Source organism: Helicobacter sp. 219-2, from assembly GCF_030053225.1.
GTDB classification, from domain to species: Bacteria; Campylobacterota; Campylobacteria; order Campylobacterales; family Helicobacteraceae; genus Helicobacter; species Helicobacter pylori_C.
Genome location: NZ_JASGBS010000001.1, coordinates 1,245,850 through 1,269,092, shown reverse-complemented (window position 1 = coordinate 1,269,092; position 23,243 = coordinate 1,245,850). Strand labels below are relative to the sequence as shown.

Here is a 23,243-nt window from a genome sequence, read left to right as displayed (position 1 = left end):
AATGAGGGTTTCATGGGTAGCGAGTTTAATCAACAATAAAACATTCTTTAGAAGTAACAAATATATGATTTTAATCCTTTAATTTTTAAACTAATTTACAATGAATGGTTATTTTTTGTAAAATAGGGTTGTGGATTTTAATTAATATTTTAACTTCATGCTGTTTTTTTTTTTTTGATTATAATTATAATATCAACAAAAAAGATCATGCAATTAAAATTAGGGAGAGTTTAGTGAGGCAAGAAAAATATTTTTTGACTTCTTCTTTATCGCTTTTATCGTTTTTATTATGTCCTGCAGAAGCTTTTGATTATCGCTTTAGCGGTCGTGTGGAGAACTTTTCTAAGATTGGTTTTAACAATTCTCAAATCAATACTAAAAAAGGGATTTATCCTACTGAAAGTTTTATAGATATTGTAACTTTAGCGCAAGTCAAAGTCAATTTACTCCCTAAAGGCATCGAAAACCATAGGCTCTCTTTCTCTTTGGGTGGGGCGATTGCAGCCATTCCTTATGATAAGACTAAGAACGATATTAACCAAGCTAACGGGAAGATTTTTGGCTCCATTGTAGAGAATTTCATTGGGGGCTATCATGGATACTTTTTTAATAAGTATCTTGGCCCTGCTTATGCGGGGACTTCTCAATCAGCGAGCTATCATGCAAGGCCTTATGTGGTGGATACCGCTTTTTTACGATACGATTACAAAGATGTTTTTGGGTTTAAGGCGGGGCGTTATGAAGCGAATATTGATTTTATGAGCGGTTCCAATCAAGGGTGGGAAGTGTATTATCAGCCCTATAAGACTGAAACGCAAAGGTTAAGATTTTGGTGGTGGAGTTCTTTTGGGAGAGGATTGGCGTTCAACTCTTGGATTTATGAGTTTTTTGCGACAGTGCCTTATTTGAAAAAGGGAGGCAATCCTAATAACAGCAACGATTTCATCAATTATGGCTGGCATGGGATCACCACGACTTATTCTTATAAAGGTTTAGACGCTCAATTTTTTTATTATTTTGCGCCTAAGACTTATAACGCTCCTGGCTTTAAGCTAGTCTATGACACGAATAGGAATTTTGAAAATGTCGGCTTTCGCTCTCAAAGCATGGTAATGACAACCTTTCCTTTATATTATAGGGGATGGTATAACCCAGAGACAAAAACTTATAGTTTAGAAGACAGCACGCCTCATGGCTCGTTGTTGGGGAGAAATGGCGTTACTTTAAATATCCGCCAGGTTTTTTGGTGGGATAATTTCAACTGGTCCATTGGCTTTTATAACACCTTTGGCAATTCGGACGCTTTTTTAGGCTCTCACACGATGCCAAGGGGTAATAACACTTCCTATATCGGTAATGAAATCTCCATAACGACTAGGCATGCCGGAATGATTGGCTATGATTTTTGGGACAATACGGCTTATGATGGGTTGGCTGATGCGATCACTAACGCTAACACTTTCACTTTTTACACTTCTGTTGGAGGGATCCATAAGCGTTTTGCATGGCATGTTTTTGGGCGCATCTCTCATGCGAATAAAAATGCGTTAGGGCAAGTGGGGAGGGCCAATGAATACTCCTTGCAATTCAATGCGAGCTATGCGTTCACTGAATCAGTCTTTCTTAACTTTAGGATCACTTATTATGGGGCTAGGATCAATAAAGGCTATCAAGTGGGGTATTCTGGAGCGCCCAAATTCAATAACCCGGATGGCGATTTTAGCGCTAATTACCAAGACAGAAGTTACATGATGACCAATCTCACGCTGAAGTTTTGATTTTCAATCACAGCAAGTTAAAAACACTTCAAAGGCATTTTTTAAAATCTGAGTATAAAAGACTTTGTGTAAAGCTAGTTTTGTGAAGTGCCCAACCGCTAAAGCGATTGGGCTTCCTGATGTTGAGGGAGAGTTTGGTTCTTGTTCTGTGTCCCTAATGGATTTTACAGAGTTTGATCTCCAACGCATTCCTTACAGCTCTCGCGCATCATATCTTATAAAGGCGTAACTTTGCACGCTTCCTGCGCTAGATGCAAATGTATGGGGGTATTATATTGCAAATTAGTGGCATTCATTCCAATTGCTAAAGATGTTTAGGATTTCTGCTTGAGAGTTTTAAAAGCGGTTTTTTTGGGTTAGGGGAACGCCTTTAGCATCTGATCGCTTCACAAAATAAAAGACTTTGAAGCGCTTGAAGCAAAATAACAGCTTTTAATAAGCGTTCTCTAGGCGGATTAATTCTTTGATTAGGATTTTGGGTTTGTTTTAAAGTGGGGTTAAAAGGTTAAATCAAAGCCTATAAAAGGCCTTGAGCTTTTTTAGAAGGCGTAGCCATAGACCCAATACACGCTATAAGGGCGGTAGTATTTCACTTCAGCACCACCAGATTTATAATAAGTGTTGTAAATCGTAGGGACTTGCACACCGATTTCTATAGAATGCTGGTTATGGCTTTTCAAGTCTTTTTTCAAGATACCAAAGCTCATGCGTAACCCCACATCAAACAAGAATTGGAATTTTGTCGCTGTAGGTCTGCTCGCAAGCTGAGGGCTATTTCTTAGCGTGCTGATGTAAGTATCCCCTGCGAGTTGGATCCCCCCAAAGAAGCCCGCATTAAGACTTCGGCTACCAAAAGAGCGGCTAAACACATTGTAAAGCACATCAGTCCCTACCCCATAAGTGAGCAAATTGACTTGATTGTAAGTAGGGCCATTACCCACGCCCGCACCGTTATAGCTGAAGAAGCCGTAGTAGCGTAAGCCCACATTCTTGTTTTCTCCAAAGAATTGCTTATAACCGATTTTAGTGATAAACCCGTTAAACGCATTCACTTGAGAGCTGTTACCGGCAGCGAAATTCCCAAGCCATGGGTTAGCTTTAAGCTCGTTATTCAAAGCGGTAACTTTAGCCAAAGTGTTCGTGGTGTTGTTTAATAGTTGGGTAGAGCGCGCTTGATCAATATTCCCGCCATAGCCCACTTGATAGCCTGTTGAATTGCTGATGTTAGCGTTGTTGGCCAGCGTTAAAGCGTTTTGAGAAGTATTGACGATATTTTGCACCAAGCTAGTAAATTCCTTAGCGCTCAAATCATTCCCGGCGTTAGCGGAGTTGAAAACATGCTGCGCTAAAGCGGCGTCCAAAAACGCACCGGCAGCCCCGCCATTACCGCTTGGCCCCATAGTGATTGAAGCTTGCCTTAGGACATAAGCGATTTGTTGAGCGGTAACACCATTTCCATAAGCTTGATTAGTGTTGTTTTGAAAAATCCCACCCGCTTGGTTATTGGCGTTTAAGAATGAGTTCATGTAAGTCAAATAAACGCTAGCGGTGTTAAGCTCGCTGAGCTGATTGGAGAGATTTTGGCTCGTGGTGTTGTTGTTGCCTTGAAAGATATTGTTTTTGAGATTTTGACTCAAAGTTTTGATAGAGCTAACCATTTCGTTATAAAGACTCAGGTTACCTTGGAAACAAGGAGAATTATTAGTAGAACCAGTGGTAGCAGCAGTAGTCGCACCAGCACTACCACTATTAGTAGCACCACATTGATGGATACTACTAGTGTTCAAAGTGGGATACAAATCAATCAAATTGCCTAATTGGTTCATAAAGAGGTTGCCTAAAGTCCCGGCGACATTGCCTCCTGTGCCTGCAATATTGATATTGGTGTTGTTTGTCGTGGTAGAGTTTAACAAGCCGGCTAATTCTTCGGCTTTGATTTTACCCGGGTTTTTCACTTGTTGGACTACCTGACCTAATTCATACCCAAAGGTCATAAAGCCCCCATCTTCTTCAGCGCCCACTTGATTGAAGCTCAAGCTTAACGCTAGGCTTAAAGGGGCTAAGAATCTTACTTTTTGAGATTGTGTCATTAAATTTTCCTTAATCATTTTGAATGGCTTTAAATTTTGTTTCATATTTGTCTCTTCCCCCCTTTCTTAGAATGAATACCCATAAGACCAATAAACGCTATAAGGACGGAAATACTTCACGGTAGTCCCTGCTGATTTGTAATAAGTGTTATAAATCGTAGGCACCACTACGCCAAATTCCACCGTGTGCTGGTTGTGGCGGTTGGATTTCCCGTCCAACTTACCGAAGTTCATCCGCATACCGAAGTCAAAGAGGAACTGGAAGTGCGTGTTATTGACTTTCCCATGCAATTTCACATTGGGATCATCTCTGAGCGTGGATTGGAAGGTCTCACCGGCTAATTGGATACCGCTAAAAAAGCCCATATCCACAGAGCGGTTTTGATAGGAGCGGCTAAAGATGTTATACAACACATCAGTCCCCACCCCATAAGTGTATAACCCTACATTATTTTGAGTGGATCTAAAGCCCACGCTCGCTCCGTTATAAGAAAAGAAACCATAATAGCGCAAACCGATATTCCTTTTCTTCCCGAAGAATTGCTTATAGCCCACTTTAGTGTAAAACCCGTTTAAAATATTCGTCGCGCGGCTGTTCCCGGCCCTGAATTGGGGCAAGTAAGGCATGCTTCTAACCTGATTGTTGAGCGCATTGATTTTATCCAAAGTTACTTGCGCGTTATAAAGAGCGTTAGAGAGCTGATTAGCACGCCCTTGCACAGCGTTAGCTTGGTTAGTTAGTTGGCCACTTGTAGCGCTATTAAATGCGCTCCCGCTAATAGGGTTTTTATTGAGTTCGTTATAAACCGATTGGGATTGATCAATAATGCCTTGCACCAAACCTGTAAAAACGGCTGAATTGAATTCCTTATTCCCAATGTTGGCGGCTACGGCAGAGTTGAAAGCTTCTAGGAGCAATTCATCTTGCTTGAGCAAGTTGGCTGCGTTATTGAGAATATTTTGTTGGTCTTGAAGGTATTGGATAGCTTGTTGGGAGTAAGCTTGACCATTTTGACCAGTCGCACCACTAGTTCCACTAGCTCCATTTTTGGCCTCTAAAGCCTTATTCATCGCATTAAAAAACACATTCGCCGCATTCAAGTAGGTGAGCTGTTGTTGCATGTTGGGGAAATTGGTGTTCGTGCCGTAGTTAGTCTGGCTGCCGATCGTGCTTAAAACCCTGTCAGAAAGGCTTGGGAGCCAGTAATAGCCCGCAGCGGTGCAAGCGCTTTGAGTGGTAAGAGAGCTGCCGCCAGCCGTCCCTGCAGCCGCGCAAGTCCCACTGCCTACCGCGCCCCCTAAAAGAGCGTTCGCAGACACATCGTTACCATTGAGTTTCTCTGGATACGCCCCTAAAAGCGAATAAAGGTATTGGGAGAAAGCGTTACTCAACGCCCCTGCGACATTGCCTCCGGTGTTGTTGTTTAAAATGTTGTTCGTTACATCAGCGTTAAGCTCTCTTGCGAGTTCATCTCTTTTAGTGCCGCCTGGGTTTTGGACATCTTGCATGACTTGTCCGAGCTGATAACCGACGGTGAAAAACCCTCCATCATCTTCGGCATAACTTATGCTAGCGCAAAGGGCTAGACTAAGAAACAGCGTTCTATTTTTCTTTATCATGATTTTCCTTATCAATGGGATGCTCCTTGATTGAGTTTAAATTTGGGATTTAAGTTACATCAGGGCTTATAATATGGTATTACCATACAAATTGTTAGATGTAATTGATAGTATTTTCACATAATGAAAATTAAACTAACCTTAAAAATCCCCTTAAAGACCCCTTATAAAGGAATAAAGTTACAATAATTGGAGTGCTTTTTACAAAAAAAAAAAAAAACGGGATTTCATGGGGGGATTAGCCTTAAATTTTTGGGGGTTTTAAAAACGCTTTTTGACATTTCTAAGTTTTTTAAACTATAATCACGCCAACGCAAATAGTCATTTCAAGTTATCTCTTTTGTTGTGAAAATTTGGAGCATGTTAGGGTTTGGGGTAATAGTGGGTGGTTACCCCGAAAGGAGATAACCAACTATGAAATTACTATTAGCAATCATAGTTTTAATGGTTGCCACAACGCCATTATACTAAAATTTTGGCTCTAGCGCAAGCTAGAGCTAAAGTCTATGGTTGCTAGCGTTTTAAACAAACAATACAAAAACCAATTTTATTTTAAATCAGGTTTCAAAAGCCCCGCTTCATACAAAAACACCGAGGGCTTATGCTCTTTGGGTTTGGCGTTTTCTCTCAATTCGTTTTTCGCATAAGAAAGCCATAAATTTTCCTTAGCCCTTGTGATAGCGACATAAAAAAGCCGCCGCTCTTCTTCAATGCCCCCACCGGTATTCATGAGCTTGTGGTTAGGGAAACGGCCCTCCATTAAATCTATAATATAAACATCTTTAAATTCTAATCCTTTAGAAGCATGCACGCTCAATAGATTCACGCCCTCGCCTTGCGTGGCTTCACTGGAGCCTATTAAAGTGCCGTTTAAAAAACGCCCTAAATTTTGGTAATTTTTCGCCAAAGAACTCAGCAAGTCCATTTTTTCATTGAAGCGTTTTTGCACTTGGAGTTTTTTAAATTCGTTATAAGAGCCGTCCTTATTTTTGGAACGCTCTTTTAAAAGGCGTGTTTTAAAGGTTTGAAAAAACGCACTTTCCAGGATGTGTTTGATTAAAGCGCTAGGGGAATGGGTGGGGGCTTTGGTATAAAGAATGAAAAAATCGCTAAGCATTTTAGCCCCATTGAGTGAGATTTTAGGGTGCATCAACACCGGGTGCGAATGAAACGCTTTATCTATCACGCTATTAAACCTTGAGCTGTTTTCTAGGGCAAAAATTTCTTCAAAAAGCCCCATAGAGGTGATTTCTTTTTTCTTCGTGTAAATTTTGGCTTCTTTATCAGGCTGGATTAAAGCCAATTTGAGATCGCCATTGCCTAAAAGCATTAAGGCCTCATGAATGTCTTTAGCGGTGTTAGAGCCAATATCGCTGATATGGCTTAAAACATGGATTGCTGCCATAATATCTTTAGGGTTAAAGATGAGCGCGCAAATGTCTAACGCTAACGCTACTTCTTTGGATTCAAAAAAGCTCGCGCTCCCTTTTCTTTTGCTTGGCACATTGTAAGATCTTAAAGCGGCTTCTAATTGATCCGCGCTCGCGTTATTCCTAAAAATCACTGCCACTTCTTTAAAATTCTTTCGCATGACAATGCGTTTAGCGATGTCTTGGCATTGCGCGATATTGTCGTTGTAATTTAAAAGCGCAGGCTTATTGAAATGCCCTGATTTCACCACTTCTAAATTTTTAGGGTAAATGCGCTTGTTGCGCTGTATCACTTGATTAGCGAGATCTAAAATCTCTTTAGAAGAGCGGTAGTTTTTGGTGAGCGTGAAAACCTGGGCGTTTTTGTATTTTTGAGTGAAATTAGAAATGATAGAAATATCCGCTCCATTAAAAGCGTAAATGCTCTGATCGTAATCACCCACGCAAAACAAACTGGGAGGGTTGATAGCGTCTAAAATGGATTCTTGTAAGGGGTTAGTGTCTTGAAATTCATCGCAAAGCACTTCTTTATAGGGGCTAGGTCTTTCTAGCATCGCTTGTTTAAATAACAGCAGTAAGTCGTTATAGTCAATATAATTATGCTTTTTTTTGGTGTTTTCAAATTCGTCTAAAATGTTTTCATAAAAGGCGGCGTATGGCGTGTGTTCAGGGTTTTTATTAGAAAGCCATGCGCTAAAATCTTCTTGTTTTAGAGCGTTGGTGTAAAGAGAATAGAGGGCGTAGAGGTGCTGCGAAGTGTAGGGCTTTTTATCGTCATCTATGGCGTTTTTGGTATCCACAATGCTTTCTAAAAGTTTTTTCAATTCTTTAGGTTGCTTTAGGCTTAAATTGGGGTAATGCTCTTTTAAATAGCGATACGCCACCGCATGGAAAGTGCCCGCTTCAATTTTGGAGCTTGATTTGGAATATTTAGCCACCCTTGCAATCATTTCATTACTCGCTTTATTAGTGAAAGTCAAAAGCAAGATTTCTTCAGGCTTGATGCCGTTATCAAGCAGGTATAAAATACGCCCCACAATCGTAGAAGTCTTTCCTGTGCCAGCGCTTGCAATCACTAAATTATGCCCTTTCAAAGCCTTGGCCGCTTTGAGTTGCTCAGGGTTTAATTGCAAAGTTTCTAACAAGTTTTATCCTCATTTAAAAAATCTTTAGGCAAAAGCGCGTTTTCTAAAGAGCGCTGCGAAAACAAAAAACGCCCATCGCACACAAAGCCTAATTCTTGCCAGTTGATAGCGTTGAGTTTATCGCAGAGGTTTTGTAAATCCAGGTTTTGGTTATAAGGGAATAGCACTAAAATAGAGCCGTCATAATTAGGGCATTGGTGGATAAAAAAGGGGTTTTTTTGGCGCGTTTTAGTGTTGACATAAATGCGTTTTTTAGGGGATATGTGATGCATTCTACCCCATTCAAACCAATTTGCTTCATTGAATTTTTTGATCTTTCTTTGCATCAAGCTATCTTTATGCTGGAGTAAATAATCATTGGGCTTATTGACAAAAACCATTTTTTCTAAAACATTGGTTCTTTTCGTGATTGAGGTGACAAATTCTAAATTCCCGTATTTTTCATTTTTAAAAATCTTATCGCACCCACTCACTGCCCCCACTTTAACCTTAAAAACCTCGCTTAATTTTTGCGTGTAAGATTGGTTGAGGAAATATAAAATGCCTTTTTTGCACAAAAATTGCAAACAATCGTTGGTGATTCTACTGAAATTGCCCTTACAAAAACGAAAAATCACGCAATTGGGCATGGCGTTTGGGAAAACCTTTTGATCGCCTAATTCAAAAAAATGCGTTATCGTGCCTTCTTTGTAAATCAATTCGTTTAATTTCACGCTGGAAGTGGATTTTAAAAAATCCCTTGGGGTGATGAAAATCAATTCACCTTTAGGCTTTAAATGCTTGATCGCTTTTTCTATGAAAAACAAGTATAGATTACTCCTTTCATCAAAAAGGCTGTAATTGAGTTTTTCTTTAGTGCTTGGTGCAATATCCTTGTGCTTGACATAGGGCGGGTTACCAATAATGGTGTCAAATTGATTTTCTAAAGGGTAGTCAAAAAAGTCCATGCAAAGGGCATTTTTAGGGCAGATTTTAGGATCGATTTCAATCCCTACAGCCTTTTTTAAGCGCTTTAAAAAACTCCCATCGCCCGCGCTTGGCTCTAAAACACTCCCATGATTTTGCTTTAGAGTGAGCATGAAATCCACTATATTTTTAGGGGTGAAAACCTGCCCTAAAGTTTTAATATCTAATTGATACAAAAAAACCCTCCAAAAAATTCCTTGAATGTTAAATAAACTCGTAACTTAACACTTTCAGCTAAAGCGCTTAAGATGGAGTTTTTGCTTCCATCAAAGTCTCTTTGAATGATTTCTCTGTTGTTATCCCACTTGCATTGAAAGGGCAAGTTATTGCCATTTGGCTGAAGAGTTTGAATGCCTTTTAAGGAATTGATAAAAATATCTTTAGGATCGTTTTTGTTGATAATCAAAAAATAATAGTCTCTATCGGTGTTTTTGCCTAAGTCTTTATGAAGTTTTTGAAAGTATTTTTCCCATGCAATTTCGTTATTGAAAGTCGGCAATAAGCCACACAACGCATCATAAATCCCTAATTTACAATTAAGATTGTCAGCGGTTTTTGTGGTGGTGGTTTTAATATTAACAGGATAAAAAATATCGTTTTCTTCAAAACTAAAATCCCACCACTCTCTAGCTTTTGGTAGTTGGATAGGAAAAGAATGTTTGATGGTGTTTAAAATTTCTTCTTCATTGACAGATGGATTTAAGCGTCCATCCTGTAAGGGTTGGGACAAATTATAAGGGTTTGTTTTTAAAAATTCTGCAATTTCATTAAGCTGTGTGGGTATCATTAAATATCCTTATTAGAAAGGGGTGTTTTACCACACTCCTTATTTTAGTCCTTTATTTTTTCAAGCTAATAGCTTCTTTAATCATGTCATCGCCCGCGCCAAAGGCTCTAGCGTTCATAGAATAGCCTCTTTGCATTAAAATGAGATTGGTTAGGGCGTTCCCGGCATTCACATTGCTCGTTTCTAAATACTTATGCCTGATTTTCCCAAACTTGAGCTTGCCCTCTTCGTCCCACCCTAAAATGGGGTTACCGCTTAGGGGTCTGTTTTCGCCATTAATGGTGCCTTCTTGCATTTCATAGAGGTTACCGCCGATTTTTCTCAAGCCTTGATCGTTAGTGAAAGCTAAAATACCGATTCGAGCGACCGGCTCTACCACCCCGTTACTAAAGGCTAGAGAAATCACGCCATTTTCTTCAATGCGCATGTCTCTAAAAATGCCCCTAGGCTTGCCGTCTTGACTCGCTTCTAGGAGTTTAGAGTCTTGGTAAGACAAATCGCTAGAATCATGGTTTTCGCTTTTATCTAAAGAATAGGTAAGCTTATTGCCTTTAAAATCCAAAATCATGGGGGCGGATTTCATCTTGTGCGTGGCTGAATCAAAACCGACAATTTCCCAAGTAGGATCATTGATAGGGGTTTTGTTTTTGGGATCTACGATGTAGCTTTTCACTTCCCAGGTTTGGTTTTTCCTTTTACTCGTGGGGCTTGATGTGGGATCGTTGGAATTGGTCATGTAATATTCGCTCTGGAGCAAGTATTTATCCCCGGCTTTATCATAAATATCCACTTCTGTGCTGTAATAAGGGATTTTAATCGCTACTGAATCCCTGCTAATGCCCTTTTTTAGTTCCATTTGGTTCGCATTCAAGCCCAATTTATCCGCAATGCCCCCGCTCAAGCTAAAGGTGATAGGCGTTTGGCTAGGATTAGCGATCTCTAATAAAAGGGGTGGGCTTTTGGCGTCTTTTTCGCTTTTGATGAGGTTTAAGTCTAGCCCGGTTTTTTCTTTAAAGAGTTTTTGCAAATCGCCTAAAGTTTTGAATTGGTTTTCGCCTTTTTCAGCGTCCCCATAAGTGAAAACCAAATCCTCTTTTTTGCCATCTTCTTTTTGGATACTGATGTTTAATTTACGATTGGTGATCGCATCTATTGGCTCGTTATCGTCATTCGCTAAAGCGTTAATATCCTGATTTAAAAAACGCTCTTTAATAATTTCGCCCTTGTCGTTTAAGAAAAAATCTTGCGCGCCTTTTAAATGGTCTTTAGGGTTTAGATTCACGCTAATACCCACTTTCGTGCTAAGCACGGGCTGGTAAGTCAAATCTTGGGGGATTTGTAAGGGCGAAAGGGTGTTGCCATGCAATTTTTCAATGTCTTCATCTCTAGCGGTGGAATTGAGCGTGCCGTCTTTGATTTTTTTCAAATCAATGCCATAGACATAATAGCCCTCAGGGGTTACTAAATAGCCATCAGCGTCCCTGGCGAAATTACCGGCACGCGTGAGGAAATTATCCTGTTTCTTGCTAAAGCCGTCTTTATTAATGGTCATTTCCCCATTTTTATTGGGCCCTATCACAAACCAGCCCTTGCCTTGATACGCCATGTGGAATTCCCCCTCGCTTGGCATGTATTCCCCGTCTTTATTAGAAAGGACATTGCCTGAGCCTGTAACGCCGTAATTTCGGTCATTAGCCACAACGGATTTGGCATTCAAAGCGTCTAAATGCGAAGAAAATAGGGTTTTAAACTCCGGATCATTGGAGCGATAGCCTAAAGTATTGACATTGGCGATATTGTTTGAAAGGCTGTCAATGCCAAACTGGTGGGTCTTAATCCCGCTGTAAGCGTTTAATAAGGTGTCGTTCATGCTGTCTCTTTAGGGGGGGTTTGAGGTTTTTGTTCAGAGAGCTTTTGATCAAGCGGTTTTTGATCAGAGAGCTTTTGTTCAAGGGGCTTTTGATCAGAGGGCTTTTGATCAAGCGACTTTTGTTCAGAGAGTTTTTGGGGTTTTTGATCAGAGAGCTTCTGATCAGAGAGTTTTTGATCAAGCGGTTTTTGATCCGGTTTATAAAACTCTATCGCGCTGTCTATGGGTAAGATCATTTCGCCCATTCTCAGCATGGGCTTGCCTTTATCAAAAATCACGCTTTCCACTTCGCCCCTACCGATGCGTGTTTGCAAATACTGCTTGCTTTGGGAGTCTAAATTGTATTCAGCCTTGATCTTATAATTGCCTTTAGGGACTTTTTCGCCCTTTTCGTTCAAGCCGTCCCATTCAAAATTGATATACCCCTTTTGCCCGTTATAATCTTTTAAGGAAATCGTTTTGACTAATTCATTGTTTTCATTCAGGATTTGAATCGCTGGCACTCCTTTAGAAGCGTCAATTTTTTCATCAAAAAAGAGCGAAAAAGAAAGCTTATTGTTGCCATCAAAATTCGCCCCGCTCACATCGGTTTCAGCGATTTTGCCTATCATGCTCACCGAATTGAGTGCGCTCACTTCCCTTAAAGCGTTATTAGCCTTTAGGCTATCGTCCATGCCTTTATTAAGGTTTTCCATGGTGTCTTTTAAAGTGCCTTGAAAGTCTTTTAAAGATTCGTTAGTTTCTTTATTGGATTTCATGGCACTGGCGACTTCTTGCATGGTTTTTTTGTTTTCTTCTTGCATTTCCACTTGCGTGAGCTGTGCGGTTTGGGTGATGATTTTATCCGTTTCCATAGGAGCGGTGGGGTCTTGATTTTTCAATTGCTCTAAAAAGAGTTTCATGAAAGCGTTTTTATCCAGCCCGTTAGCGATGGTGGGCTGCTCTTTTTTCCTTTCTTGCGCGGCTTTAGCTCCTGTAACTTCTGCTAAATCAATGGCCATGATCTCTTCCTTATTAAAGATGTCCTATTATAGAGCAAACTTGCTTAAAATCACGCATAAAGAGTGATTTGCATGCTCGTTTCTTTGTTTTCATTATCCGTATTCTCTTGGTAGCTTTTTAGGGCGTTTTCTTTTAAGGGGGTTGATTCCTGCTCTTTGAATGGCTCTCTTAGTTGCTCTTTGGGTTGCTCTTTAGAAGAATCTTGCGAAAAGCTCAAATCCACCCCTTCAAAGCCTAAAGCGTTCAGGCTGTTTTTGAGATCTTGTTGGTTGTCTAAAAAGGTTTGTAAGCTGTTGTTATGAGAAATCACGCTCACTTTAAGGTTTTTACCCACTTTTTGAATAGTTACTTCAACCTTGCCCAATTCCTTAGGGAATAAATCCATAGAGATCCGGCTCATGGGGGGTTTGTATTCTTGGATTTCTTGCTTTAATTGTTGGGTGAAATGCTTGATCGTTTCTTTAGGGGCAGCGCTTTTATTCTCGCTTGCCTTATCGCTAGATTGGGTGTTTTGCACGCTTTGAGCGCTGTTAGTGGATTCTTTAGTTTTTTCTTTATTCTCGCTCACTTCTTTAGCTTTTTCTTCTTTTTCTAGGGGCGTTGGAGCGTTATCATTAGGAGGGTTAGCTCCTATTAAAGGCATTAAAGGGGGCGTTTTAAGAGGGATTTTAGGGGCATTTTCTGGCGTTGCGCTTGGGGCTGTAGTTTGCGTTTTAGCGTGAATAGGGGTTTTTTCTGGCTTTTTTTTAGAAAGCGTTTTATCCCTTTTAATGGCGTTCATTTGTAAAGCTTCCCTTAAAGGGGGCGTTTTTTTTTCATTACTAGGGGGGGTTGTGCGCTCTTTATTGTGCGGTTCTTTTTTTTCTAAGGATTGCAAAACGCTAGAAAGGTTGGCGGTGTTTTTAGCGTCGTTCTTTGCAAGGGTGTGGTTAATACTCGTTTGCGTTGTTTTTAAAGCAAGCTGATCGCTTGCATTTAAGGGGGTTTCTTTTTTTTCTAACGGAGTGGTTGCTTGAATGTTGCTGGCGTTCAAGTCATGTTTTTGGCTGAGTGCATGGATGTCTTTAAGGGTTTTTGGCTCTTTAGCGTTATGAGTTGGGGCTGTGGGGTTTTTGATAGCGTTATTAGCGTGGTTAGTGGGGGTTGGTGGGTTTTTATTGGTTAAGCTTGTTTGATGAGCGTTAGAAATAACTCCATTAGGCTTTTTTTCATTCTTGTTTAAAGTTTCGTTAGGGGTTTTTGGGTTAGTTTCATGGTTTTTGTGAATCTCATGTTGAGCTTCATGCGAGGCGGTGGTTTTTTTGTGGCTGAGCAAATCTTTTAAGGTAGGGGCTTGTTGGTCTTTAGCAAGATTTTGAGCGTGTTGGGGGTGTGGGGTAGGGGTTTTTTCAAGCTCTTTAGCGTCCTCTTTAGCGTCTTTGGGCGAGGCTTTTAAAGCGTTAGGATTTTCTTTAGGGGCGGTTTTGTCTTTAGAGATCTTTTGGTTTAAGATCTTATTGAAATCCTTTGATGCGCTTTTAGGGGCGTTTTTGGTGTCTTTAACTTCGTTTTTCGCTCCGCTATTCAAAGCGTTTGCGTTGGCGTTGGTGTGAATGGGATTAATAGGAGATGGCATGATTATCCTTTAAAACAACTCTTTTATTTTACATGGTGTTACATGGTGGGAGTTAAGCAAAAAGAGTTCCTTAACTCTGTTTTTTAATCAGTTACCGCTTGACTAGCGTCAAGCTCTTTTATCATTGTGTGGTAAAAAATGCTAAAAGCATTTTACAAAATCTCGTTTAGGTTTAATTAAATTTTGCTACAATTAAATAAAAACGATAATTTACGGAGTTTTGGCATGCAAGGTTTCATGCGAAGTTTATGGATTTACCCAGAGGATACAGAAGCTTTGGGGGTTGCTTGTAAGAGCCTTTTAAAAGTGCTACAGCCGCGCTATCAAAAAATCGCATTGTTTTCGCCCATTCGCCCATATGATGGGGGGTGTGAGGGCTTTTTGGGGTGCGATGGCTTGAATCCTTTAGAATTTCATAGTGCCATAGACAAACAAAAGGCTTTAGAGCTTGTGAGCGCTGCTCAAGAAGAGTTACTATTTGAAACAATTCTCAAACGCTATGATGGATTACAAACCACGCATGACTTTGTCATTAATTTAGGGTATGCACCGAAGTTTTTCTTAAACGCTCTTTTAGATTTAAACACCACTTTAGCCAAGCATTTAAACGCTCCTATTGTGGCTGTCGCTCAAACGAGTTTAGAGCGTTTGAAAGCCATGCATTCTCACATTCTCAACAAAGAAGCCCCTTTCGCTGTGGGGTTATTGGCGGGCGAAATGCTTGAAAAACCCAATTTTTTAAGCGCGTCTCTTTGCAAGCAACGATGCGAATTAGAAGCGGATCTGATAGAAAGCGTGTTGCAAACAAAAAGCAAGATCACCACCCCCTTAGCCTTTCAAATGAGTTTGGAAAAAAAGGCTAAAAAACAGATCAAAAAAGTGGTTTTACCCGAGAGCGAAGATGAAAGGATTTTAAAAGCCGCGCATCGTTTGAACGCTATGGGTGCGGTAGGATTGATTTTACTAGGCGATAAAGAGGTTATTAATTCCCAAGCGAAAAATTTGAACTTGAATTTAGAAAATGTAGAAATCATTGATCCTAACACTTCTCATTATAGAGAAGAGTTCGCTAACAATTTGTATGAATTGCGAAAATCAAAGGGCTTGAGTGAGCAAGAAGCTAAGCAATTAGTGTTGGATAAGACTTATTTTGCGACCATGCTCGTGCATTCAGGCTATGCGCATGCCATGGTTTCTGGGGTGAATCACACCACGGCTGACACCATTAGACCCGCTTTACAAATCATTAAAACTAAGCCTGGCGTGAGTTTGGTTTCAAGCGTGTTTTTAATGTGTTTAGACACTCAAGTGCTAGTCTTTGGGGATTGCGCGATTATCCCTAACCCTAGCCCTAAAGAATTAGCTGAAATCGCTATCACTTCCGCACAAAGCGCTAAGCAATTCAATATCGTGCCTAAAGTGGCCCTACTCTCTTATGCGACAGGAAATTCCGCGCAAGGCGAAATGATAGACAAAATCAACGAAGCTAGAGAGATCGCTCAGCGTTTAGATCCACAATTAGAAATTGATGGCCCTTTACAATTTGACGCTTCCATTGATAAAAGCGTAGCGAAGAAAAAAATGCCTAACAGCCAAGTGGCTGGGCAAGCTAGCGTTTTTATTTTCCCAGATTTAAACGCTGGGAATATCGCTTATAAAGCGGTGCAACGAAGCGCTAAAGCCGTGGCGATAGGGCCCATCTTACAAGGTTTGAACAAGCCCATTAATGATTTGAGTAGGGGCGCTTTAGTGGAAGATATTATCAACACCGTTTTGATTAGTGCCCTTCAAGCGCAAGATTAATTCACTAGGAGAAATTGATGGAAATTTTAGTTTTGAATCTGGGCAGTTCGTCTATTAAATTTAAATTGTTTGACATGCAAGAAAACAAGCCCTTAGCGAGCGGTTTAGCCGAAAAAATCGGCGAAGAAATAGGGCAGTTGAAAATCAAATCGCATTTACACCATAACGATCAAGAGCTTAAAGAAAAGCTTGTGATTAAAGATCATGCGAGCGGGCTTTTAATGATTCGTGAGAGTTTAACGAAAATGGGAATCATCAAAGATTTTAATCAAATTGACGCTATAGGGCATCGTGTGGTTCAAGGGGGGGATAAATTCCATGCCCCAGTCTTAGTTAATGAAAAAGTCATGCAAGAAATTGGCAAGCTTTCTATTTTGGCCCCCTTACACAACCCGGCGAATTTAGCCGGTATTGAGTTTGTTCAAAAAGCGCACCCCCATATCCCTCAAATCGCTGTTTTTGACACCGCATTCCATGCCACTATGCCCAGTTACGCTTACATGTATGCGTTGCCTTATGAATTGTATGAAAAATATCAAATCCGCCGTTATGGTTTCCATGGGACTTCACACCATTATGTGGCTAAAGAAGCGGCGAAGTTTTTGAATACCGCTTATGAGGAATTTAACGCTATCAGTTTGCATTTAGGGAACGGCTCAAGCGCAGCAGCCATTCAAAAGGGTAAAAGCGTGGACACTTCTATGGGGCTAACCCCTTTAGAAGGCTTGATCATGGGCACAAGGTGTGGGGATATTGATCCTACCGTGGTGGAATATATCGCGCAATGCGCGAATAAAAGTTTAGAAGAAGTGATGAAAATTTTAAACCATGAAAGCGGCTTGAAAGGCATTTGTGGGGATAATGACGCCAGAAACATAGAAGCCAGAAAAGAAAAAGGCGATAAGCAGGCCAAGCTCGCTTTTGAAATGTGCGCTTATTGCATTAAAAAGCATGTTGGGGCTTACATGGTGGCTTTAGGGAGGGTAGATGCGATTATCTTTACAGGGGGATTAGGGGAAAACTACTCGGCTTTAAGAGAGAGCGTGTGCGAAGGCTTAGAAAATTTAGGGATCGCTTTGCACAAGCCCACCAACGACAATCCGGGCAACGGATTAGTGGATTTGAGTCAGCCTGATTCTAAAGTTAAGGTTTTACGAATCCCTACTGATGAAGAGCTAGAAATCGCTTTACAAGCGAAAGAAATAGCAAAAAAATTAAAATAAAGGTTGTTTGATGAAAATGGTTCATTTTTTAGAGGGCGTTCATTTTGAAAAGCTCCACATTGAAGCGTTGAGTGAAAATTCTTCCAATAAGGAAATGCGCATTTGCATGCCTAAAGGAGCGATCCTAGACAAACACAAGGCCCCGGGAGCTATCAGCGTGCAGGTTTTAGAGGGCAAAATCATTTTTGAAGCCGAAAATGAAAAAATAGAAATGCCTAAGGGAGCGTTAATCAGCCTAGAAGCCCAAGTTTTGCATCGTTTGGACGCTTTAGAAAATAGCGTTATAAGGCTATCTTTAAGTAAAAAATAAGGAAAATAAAATGATGAAATGATGAAATGATGAAAGTTGTTTTATGAATACTTGGTATTTGCTTTTAACCATAATTTTATTAATCATCATCTGGAGGATTATTAGGTTGGTTTTAAAAAATAAAGACGACAGCAACGAAAGGGATTAAATTAGGCGCATTTTTTGATTTAAAAAATAGCCAAGAAGATAAAAAAAGCCGCTAGATCATAGCCGTTTAATTAAGCGCGCTACGATACGAAAATTTTAAAAGAAAGGACAAGCATGAGCGAACAACGAAAAGAATCTTTACAAAATAACCCTAATTTGAGTAAAAAAGATGTCAAAATCGTGGAAAAGATTTTGAGCAAGAACGATATTAAAGCCACTGAAATGAAAGAGCGCTATTTAAAAGAAGGGCTGTATGTGTTGAATTTCATGAGTTCTCCAGGCAGCGGTAAAACCACGATGCTAGAAAATCTAGCGGATTTTAAAGACTTTAAGTTTTGCGTGGTAGAGGGCGATTTGCAAACCAACAGAGATGCGGACAGATTGCGTAAAAAAGGCGTGAGCGCGCATCAGATCACCACCGGCGAAGCGTGCCATTTGGAAGCGAGCATGATTGAAGGGGCGTTTGATTTGCTCAAAAGTGAGGGAGCGTTAGAAAAAAGCGATTTTTTAATCATTGAAAACGTGGGGAATTTGGTTTGCCCTTCAAGCTATAATCTAGGAGCGGCGATGAATATCGTTTTACTCTCCGTCCCAGAGGGCGATGATAAGGTGCTAAAATACCCCACGATGTTCATGTGCGCGGATGCGGTCATTATCAGTAAAGCGGATATGATTGAGGTGTTTAATTTCAGGGTTTCTCAAGTCAAAGAAGACATGCAAAAATTAAAGCCTGAAGCGCCTATTTTTTTAATGAGCTCTAAAGACCCTAAAAGTTTGGAAGATTTTAAAAATTTCCTTTTAGAAAAAAAGCGTGAAAATTACCAGTCCACGCATTCGTTTTAATGTGTTTAGCGATCCCCTCTAAAGTCATAGCCATTAACGATAATGTGGCGCTTTTGGAAACTTTAGGCGTTCAAAGAGAGGCGAGCTTGGATTTAATGGGCGAGTGTGTTAAAGTGGGCGATTATGTGTTGTTACACATCGGCTATGTGATGAGCAAGATTGATGAAAAAGAAGCCCTAGAATCCATTGAGCTTTATCAAGAAATGATCGCCAAAATGAACGAAACGCATGAATAATAAAACTAATAAAACGCATGAGCAATAATGAGCGTTAATCATCTCATCGCCCCTTTTAGAGACAAGCAAACCCTTTTAGCGCTCTCTAATGCAATCAAAAAACTCGCTTTCAAACTTGAAAAAAAATTAGTCATCATGGAAGTGTGCGGAGGGCATACGCATTCCATCATGAAATACGGGCTTTTAGATTTGATGCCTGATCGTTTAGAGTTTGTGCATGGGCCAGGGTGTCCGGTATGCGTGATGCCAAGAGCGCGCCTTGATGAAGCTTATGAACTCGCCGCAATGAAAGACAGCATCATCTTAAGCTTAGGGGATATGATGAAAGTCCCAGGGAGCTATGGGAGCTTGATACAAGCCAGAGAAAAGGGGCTAGATGCGCGCTTTTTGTATTCGCCCATGCAAGCTTTAGAAATCGCTAAAGAAAACCCGCATAAAAAAGTCATTTATATTGCGATCGGTTTTGAAACCACAACGCCCATGAGCGCTAGCGTTTTATTGAACGCCAAAAAAGAAAAAATCCACAATCTTTTTTTTCATATTAACCACCTTTTAGTGCCTCCCAGCGTGAGCGCGATTTTAAAAGATCCAGCATGCCAGATCAACGCTCTTTTAGCCCCTAGCCATGTGAGCGTGATCAGCGGCGCTTCAATCTACGCTCCTTTAGTGGATCGCTTTAAAATCCCCATTATCGTGAGCGGTTTTGAGCCGGTGGATATATTAGAAAGCGTGCTGATGCTTATCAAACAAGCCTTAAAAAAAGAAGCCAAGCTAGAAATCCAGTATAAAAGAGCGGTGAGCTATGAGGGGAATGTGAAAGCGCAAGAGTTAGTCAATGCATGCATGGAAGTGAGAGAAAATTTTGAATGGAGAGGTTTGGGGAATATCAAACACTCCGCCCTAAAACTCAAAGAAACATTCGCCTCTTATGACGCTGAAAAAGTCTTTAAAGAACACTTAAGCCACAAAACCTCTAAAGAAAACAAGGCATGCAAGTGCGGGGAAATTTTAAAAGGCATCGCTAAGCCCCTAGATTGCGCGCTATTTGCCAAAACTTGCACCCCACAAAACCCGATCGGCAGTTGCATGGTCAGCTCTGAGGGGGCGTGCGCGGCGTATTATCGTTACAAGCGTGTTTGAGCTTTAGAAATTGCTTTTTAGTGAAATCGCTCAAACCCTCGCAATTGACATTCACGCTTTTAGGGGGGTTTTCTTTTTTTACAACCGGTTTTTCATAAGCTCTTTTTTTCACGCTCGCCTGGATTGTTTTAAAATCAAAAGGGTGATTCAAGGCTTTTAGGGTTTTTTGCGTTTCTTTAAAACGGGCTTTCAGGTTGTTGGTGTAATGATCTTCTTCTATCTTAAAGGCTTTCAAATAGCTAGGGTGCGTGAAATAGATTTTTAGGATTTGATTTTCTATTTTAGCGTATCTAAACCCTTTTTTTAAATCCCCTAAAGCTTGAGAAACATAGCAATCAATCGCTCCTCTTCGCTTGAGCTGGAGTTTTAAATTTTTAAACGCAGAGGTTTGCGCGATTTTTTTAAAAAGCAAAAAGGTTTCTTTCTTTTTCAAATAGCGTTTGTAAATGAGAGGGTCAAATCCGTTTTCCATGATGAAATTATAGCGTTTTAGCTTGACTTTTTTAAAAAGCTTTTGTATAATGCTTCTTTTATTTTGTTGTTGGGGTGTCGCCAAGCGGTAAGGCACCAGGTTTTGGTCCTGGCATTCCGAGGTTCGAATCCTTGCACCCCAGCCATTATTAGCGTATTTTGGCGCGGAGTAGAGCAGTCCGGTAGCTCGTTGGGCTCATAACCCAAAGGTCAGTGGTTCAAATCCATTCTCCGCAACCAATCTTTTTTAAAAAATCCCCCTATCTTTTTAAACTATCTTTTTAAGAAAATGCTTTTTAACAAAATTCCAACACCCAACGAACAATACCAAACGAAACAAAACGCATTAAAATCAAAAAATGACAACATTTTTAAGAAAATGACAAAAAAAAAAAAAACGCTTTTATGCTATAATGCTTCAAATACATTCCAAATATCCAATGAATGTATGAAATCCCTAATATCCAATTCAATCTAAAAAGGAGAAAACATGAAAAAACACATCCTTTCATTTGCTTTAGGTTCGCTTTTAGTTTCCACTTTGAGCGCTGAAGACGACGGCTTTTACATGAGTGCGGGCTATCAAATCGGTGAAGCCTCTCAAGTGGTGAAAAACACCAAAGGCGTCCAACAGCTTTCAGACAATTATGAAAACTTGAGCAAGCTTTTAACCCGATACAGCACCCTAAACTCCCTCATCAAATTGTCCTCTGATCCGAGCGCGATCAATGCGGCGCGTGAAAATCTGGGCGCGAGCGCAAAAAACTTGATCGGCGATAAAGCCAACTCTCCGGCGTATCAAGCCGTGCTTTTAGCGATCAATGCGGCGGTGGGGTTTTGGAATGTCTTAGGCTATGCTACGCAATGCGGGGGTAATGCCAATGGTCAAAAAAGCACTTCTTCAACAACCATCTTCAACAACGAGCCAGGGTATCGATCCACTTCCATCACTTGTTCTTTGAACGGGTATGTGCCTGGATACTATGGCCCTATGAGTATTGAGAACATGAAAAAGCTTAACGAAGCCTATCAAATCCTCCAAACGGCTTTAAAGAAAGGCTTACCCGCACTCAAAGAAAACAACGGAACAGTGAATGTAACCTACACCTACACATGCTCAGGGGAAGGGAATGACAACTGCTCGCCAGAAACCACAGGTGTAAATAAACAAAATGGCAGAAGCAAGACTGAAACCCAAACCATAGATGGCAAACAAGTAACCACCACGATCAGTTCAAAAGTCGTTGATTCTCGTGCATCAGGTAATACATCAGGTGTTTCTTACACCGAAATCACTAACGTATTGAACGGGGTGCCTGATAGCGCTCAAGCGCTCTTGGCGCAAGCGAGCACGCTCATCAACACCATCAACACGGCATGCCCGTATTTTAGCGTAATCAATAAAAGTGGTGGTCCACAGATGGAACCGACTAAGGGGAAGTTGTGCGATTTTACAGCTGAAATCAGCGCGATCCAAAAGATGATCACAGACGCGCAAGAGCTTGTTAATCAAGCGAGCGCGATTAACAGCAACGAACAAACAGCTCAAGTGGGAGGCAGTAATGGCAAGCCTTTCAACCCTTTCACAGACGCTAGCTTCGCTCAAGGCATGCTCGCTAACGCTAGCGCGCAAGCTAAAATGCTCAGTTTGAGCGAACAAGTGGGGCAAACCCTTAACCCTGACAGGCTTAGCGGGAATTTTCACAATTTTGTTAAAAACTTTTTAGCCACATGCAACAACGCCTCAACAGCTGGCACTGGTGGCACACAAGGTTCAGCTCCTGGCACGGTTACCACTCAAACTTTCGCTTCCGGTTGCGCGTATGTGGAACAAACCATAACGAATCTAAACAACAGCATCTCTCATTTTGGCACTCAAGAACAGCAGATAGAGCAAGCAGAAAATATCGCTGACACTCTGGTGCATTTCAAATCCCGATACAGCGAATTGGGCAACACTTATAACAGCATCACCACCGCGCTTTCTAAAGTCCCTAACGCGCAAAGCTTGCAAAATGTGGTGAGCCAAAAGAATAACCCCTATAGCCCGCAAGGCATAGAAACCAATTACTACCTCAATCAAAATTCTTATAACCAAATCCAAACCATCAACCAAGAACTAGGGCGTAACCCCTTTAGGAAAGTGGGCATCGTGAGCTCTCAAACCAACAACGGCGCGATGAATGGGATCGGTATTCAAGTGGGTTACAAACAATTCTTTGGCCAAAAAAGAAGGTGGGGCGCTAGGTATTACGGCTTTTTTGATTACAACCATGCGTTCATCAAATCCAGCTTCTTCAACTCGGCTTCTGATGTATGGACTTATGGTTTTGGAGCGGACGCTCTCTATAACTTCATCAACGATAAAGCCACCAATTTCTTAGGCAAGAACAACAAGCTTTCTGTGGGGCTTTTTGGCGGGATTGCGTTAGCGGGCACTTCATGGCTCAATTCTGAGTATGTGAATTTAGCCACCGTGAATAATGTCTATAACGCTAAAATGAATGTGGCGAACTTCCAATTCTTATTCAATTTAGGTTTGAGGATGAATTTAGCCAGGGCTAAGAAAAAAGGCAGCGATCATGCGGCTCAGCATGGGATTGAGTTAGGCGTGAAAATCCCTACTATCAACACGAACTACTATTCCTTTATGGGGGCTGAACTCAAATACCGCAGGCTCTATAGCGTGTATTTGAATTATGTGTTTGCGTATTAAGCTTTTTATGAAACTCCCTTTTTAAGGGATTTCTTTAAAGCTTTTTTTTGA

General features: G+C 40.8%; 17 protein-coding genes and 2 tRNA genes. 10 read left to right on the top strand and 9 right to left on the bottom strand.

All coding sequences use genetic code 11. From position 1 onward, the window contains the following. Positions 1 to 233 precede the first annotated feature (233 nt). Positions 234 to 1,778, top strand: coding sequence for an outer membrane beta-barrel protein HofG (gene hofG, locus P6280_RS06165; protein ID WP_283237288.1), 1,545 nt, complete (start codon positions 234 to 236; stop codon positions 1,776 to 1,778). Between the two features lie 539 nt (positions 1,779 to 2,317). On the opposite strand, the gene alpB is transcribed toward hofG, so the two are convergent. From alpB to P6280_RS06125, 8 genes are all read right to left on the bottom strand, one after another. Then, positions 2,318 to 3,913, bottom strand: coding sequence for a Hop family adhesin AlpB (gene alpB, locus P6280_RS06160; RefSeq protein WP_283237287.1), 1,596 nt, complete (start codon positions 3,911 to 3,913; stop codon positions 2,318 to 2,320). Positions 3,914 to 3,934: 21 nt separating this feature from the next. Then, positions 3,935 to 5,488: a Hop family adhesin AlpA gene (gene alpA / locus P6280_RS06155; protein WP_283237286.1), complete on the bottom strand. Its 1,554-nt coding sequence runs from the start codon at positions 5,486 to 5,488 to the stop codon at positions 3,935 to 3,937. A 547-nt stretch (positions 5,489 to 6,035) separates the two neighbouring features. Further along, positions 6,036 to 8,063: an ATP-dependent helicase gene (locus P6280_RS06150; RefSeq protein WP_283237285.1), complete on the bottom strand. Its 2,028-nt coding sequence runs from the start codon at positions 8,061 to 8,063 to the stop codon at positions 6,036 to 6,038. Further along, complete coding sequence (locus P6280_RS06145) at positions 8,057 to 9,205, bottom strand: Eco57I restriction-modification methylase domain-containing protein (protein WP_283237284.1); 1,149 nt, start codon at positions 9,203 to 9,205, stop codon at positions 8,057 to 8,059. Before P6280_RS06145 ends, P6280_RS06150 begins: the two co-directional genes overlap by 7 nt. Beyond that, positions 9,193 to 9,816, bottom strand: a complete 624-nt coding sequence (locus tag P6280_RS06140) for a restriction endonuclease (RefSeq protein WP_283237283.1) — start codon at positions 9,814 to 9,816, stop codon at positions 9,193 to 9,195. Before P6280_RS06140 ends, P6280_RS06145 begins: the two co-directional genes overlap by 13 nt. Positions 9,817 to 9,868: 52 nt before the next feature. After that, positions 9,869 to 11,686 carry a flagellar hook protein FlgE gene (locus P6280_RS06135; RefSeq protein ID WP_283237282.1) on the bottom strand — a complete coding sequence of 606 codons (1,818 nt, stop codon included), beginning with the start codon at positions 11,684 to 11,686 and terminating at the stop codon, positions 9,869 to 9,871. Next, on the bottom strand, positions 11,683 to 12,687 hold the full coding sequence (gene flgD, locus P6280_RS06130) for a flagellar hook assembly protein FlgD (protein ID WP_283237281.1): 1,005 nt from the start codon (positions 12,685 to 12,687) through the stop codon (positions 11,683 to 11,685). The genes P6280_RS06135 and flgD overlap by 4 nt, the downstream gene beginning before the upstream one ends. A gap of 50 nt (positions 12,688 to 12,737) precedes the next feature. Then, complete coding sequence (locus P6280_RS06125) at positions 12,738 to 14,303, bottom strand: flagellar hook-length control protein FliK (protein WP_283237280.1); 1,566 nt, start codon at positions 14,301 to 14,303, stop codon at positions 12,738 to 12,740. A 237-nt stretch (positions 14,304 to 14,540) separates the two neighbouring features. Here P6280_RS06125 and pta point away from each other — a divergent pair, with 237 nt between their 5' ends. From pta to hypD, 6 genes are all read left to right on the top strand, one after another. Beyond that, positions 14,541 to 16,106: a phosphate acetyltransferase gene (gene pta, locus P6280_RS06120; RefSeq protein ID WP_283237470.1), complete on the top strand. Its 1,566-nt coding sequence runs from the start codon at positions 14,541 to 14,543 to the stop codon at positions 16,104 to 16,106. A gap of 17 nt (positions 16,107 to 16,123) precedes the next feature. Next, complete coding sequence (locus P6280_RS06115; RefSeq protein WP_283237279.1) at positions 16,124 to 17,329, top strand: acetate kinase; 1,206 nt, start codon at positions 16,124 to 16,126, stop codon at positions 17,327 to 17,329. A 10-nt stretch (positions 17,330 to 17,339) separates the two neighbouring features. After that, the gene (locus P6280_RS06110) at positions 17,340 to 17,639 is read left to right on the top strand and encodes a cupin domain-containing protein (RefSeq protein WP_100954728.1); all 300 of its coding nucleotides are present in this window, start codon (positions 17,340 to 17,342) and stop codon (positions 17,637 to 17,639) included. 261 nt (positions 17,640 to 17,900) lie between these two features. After that, the gene (hypB, locus tag P6280_RS06105) at positions 17,901 to 18,629 is read left to right on the top strand and encodes a hydrogenase nickel incorporation protein HypB (RefSeq protein WP_029649858.1); all 729 of its coding nucleotides are present in this window, start codon (positions 17,901 to 17,903) and stop codon (positions 18,627 to 18,629) included. Then, positions 18,629 to 18,865 carry a HypC/HybG/HupF family hydrogenase formation chaperone gene (locus P6280_RS06100; protein WP_025366493.1) on the top strand — a complete coding sequence of 79 codons (237 nt, stop codon included), beginning with the start codon at positions 18,629 to 18,631 and terminating at the stop codon, positions 18,863 to 18,865. Before hypB ends, P6280_RS06100 begins: the two co-directional genes overlap by 1 nt. Before the next feature lie 27 nt (positions 18,866 to 18,892). After that, a complete protein-coding gene (gene hypD / locus P6280_RS06095; RefSeq protein WP_283237278.1) occupies positions 18,893 to 20,005 on the top strand; it encodes a hydrogenase formation protein HypD in 1,113 nt (370 codons plus the stop codon). Here the strand turns inward: hypD and P6280_RS06090 are convergent. Beyond that, on the bottom strand, positions 19,956 to 20,573 hold the full coding sequence (locus tag P6280_RS06090; RefSeq protein ID WP_283237277.1) for a helicase DnaB modulator: 618 nt from the start codon (positions 20,571 to 20,573) through the stop codon (positions 19,956 to 19,958). The two genes, hypD and P6280_RS06090, sit on opposite strands and share 50 nt — an antisense overlap. Here P6280_RS06090 and P6280_RS06085 point away from each other — a divergent pair. From P6280_RS06085 to babA, 3 genes are all read left to right on the top strand, one after another. Continuing rightward, a tRNA-Gln gene (locus tag P6280_RS06085) sits at positions 20,548 to 20,622 on the top strand. The genes P6280_RS06090 and P6280_RS06085 overlap by 26 nt on opposite strands. Positions 20,623 to 20,639: 17 nt before the next feature. Further along, positions 20,640 to 20,716: transfer RNA gene (locus P6280_RS06080), tRNA-Met, on the top strand. 250 nt (positions 20,717 to 20,966) lie between these two features. Beyond that, a complete protein-coding gene (gene babA, locus P6280_RS06075) occupies positions 20,967 to 23,192 on the top strand; it encodes a Hop family adhesin BabA (RefSeq protein WP_283237276.1) in 2,226 nt (741 codons plus the stop codon). Positions 23,193 to 23,243: the final 51 nt, after the last annotated feature.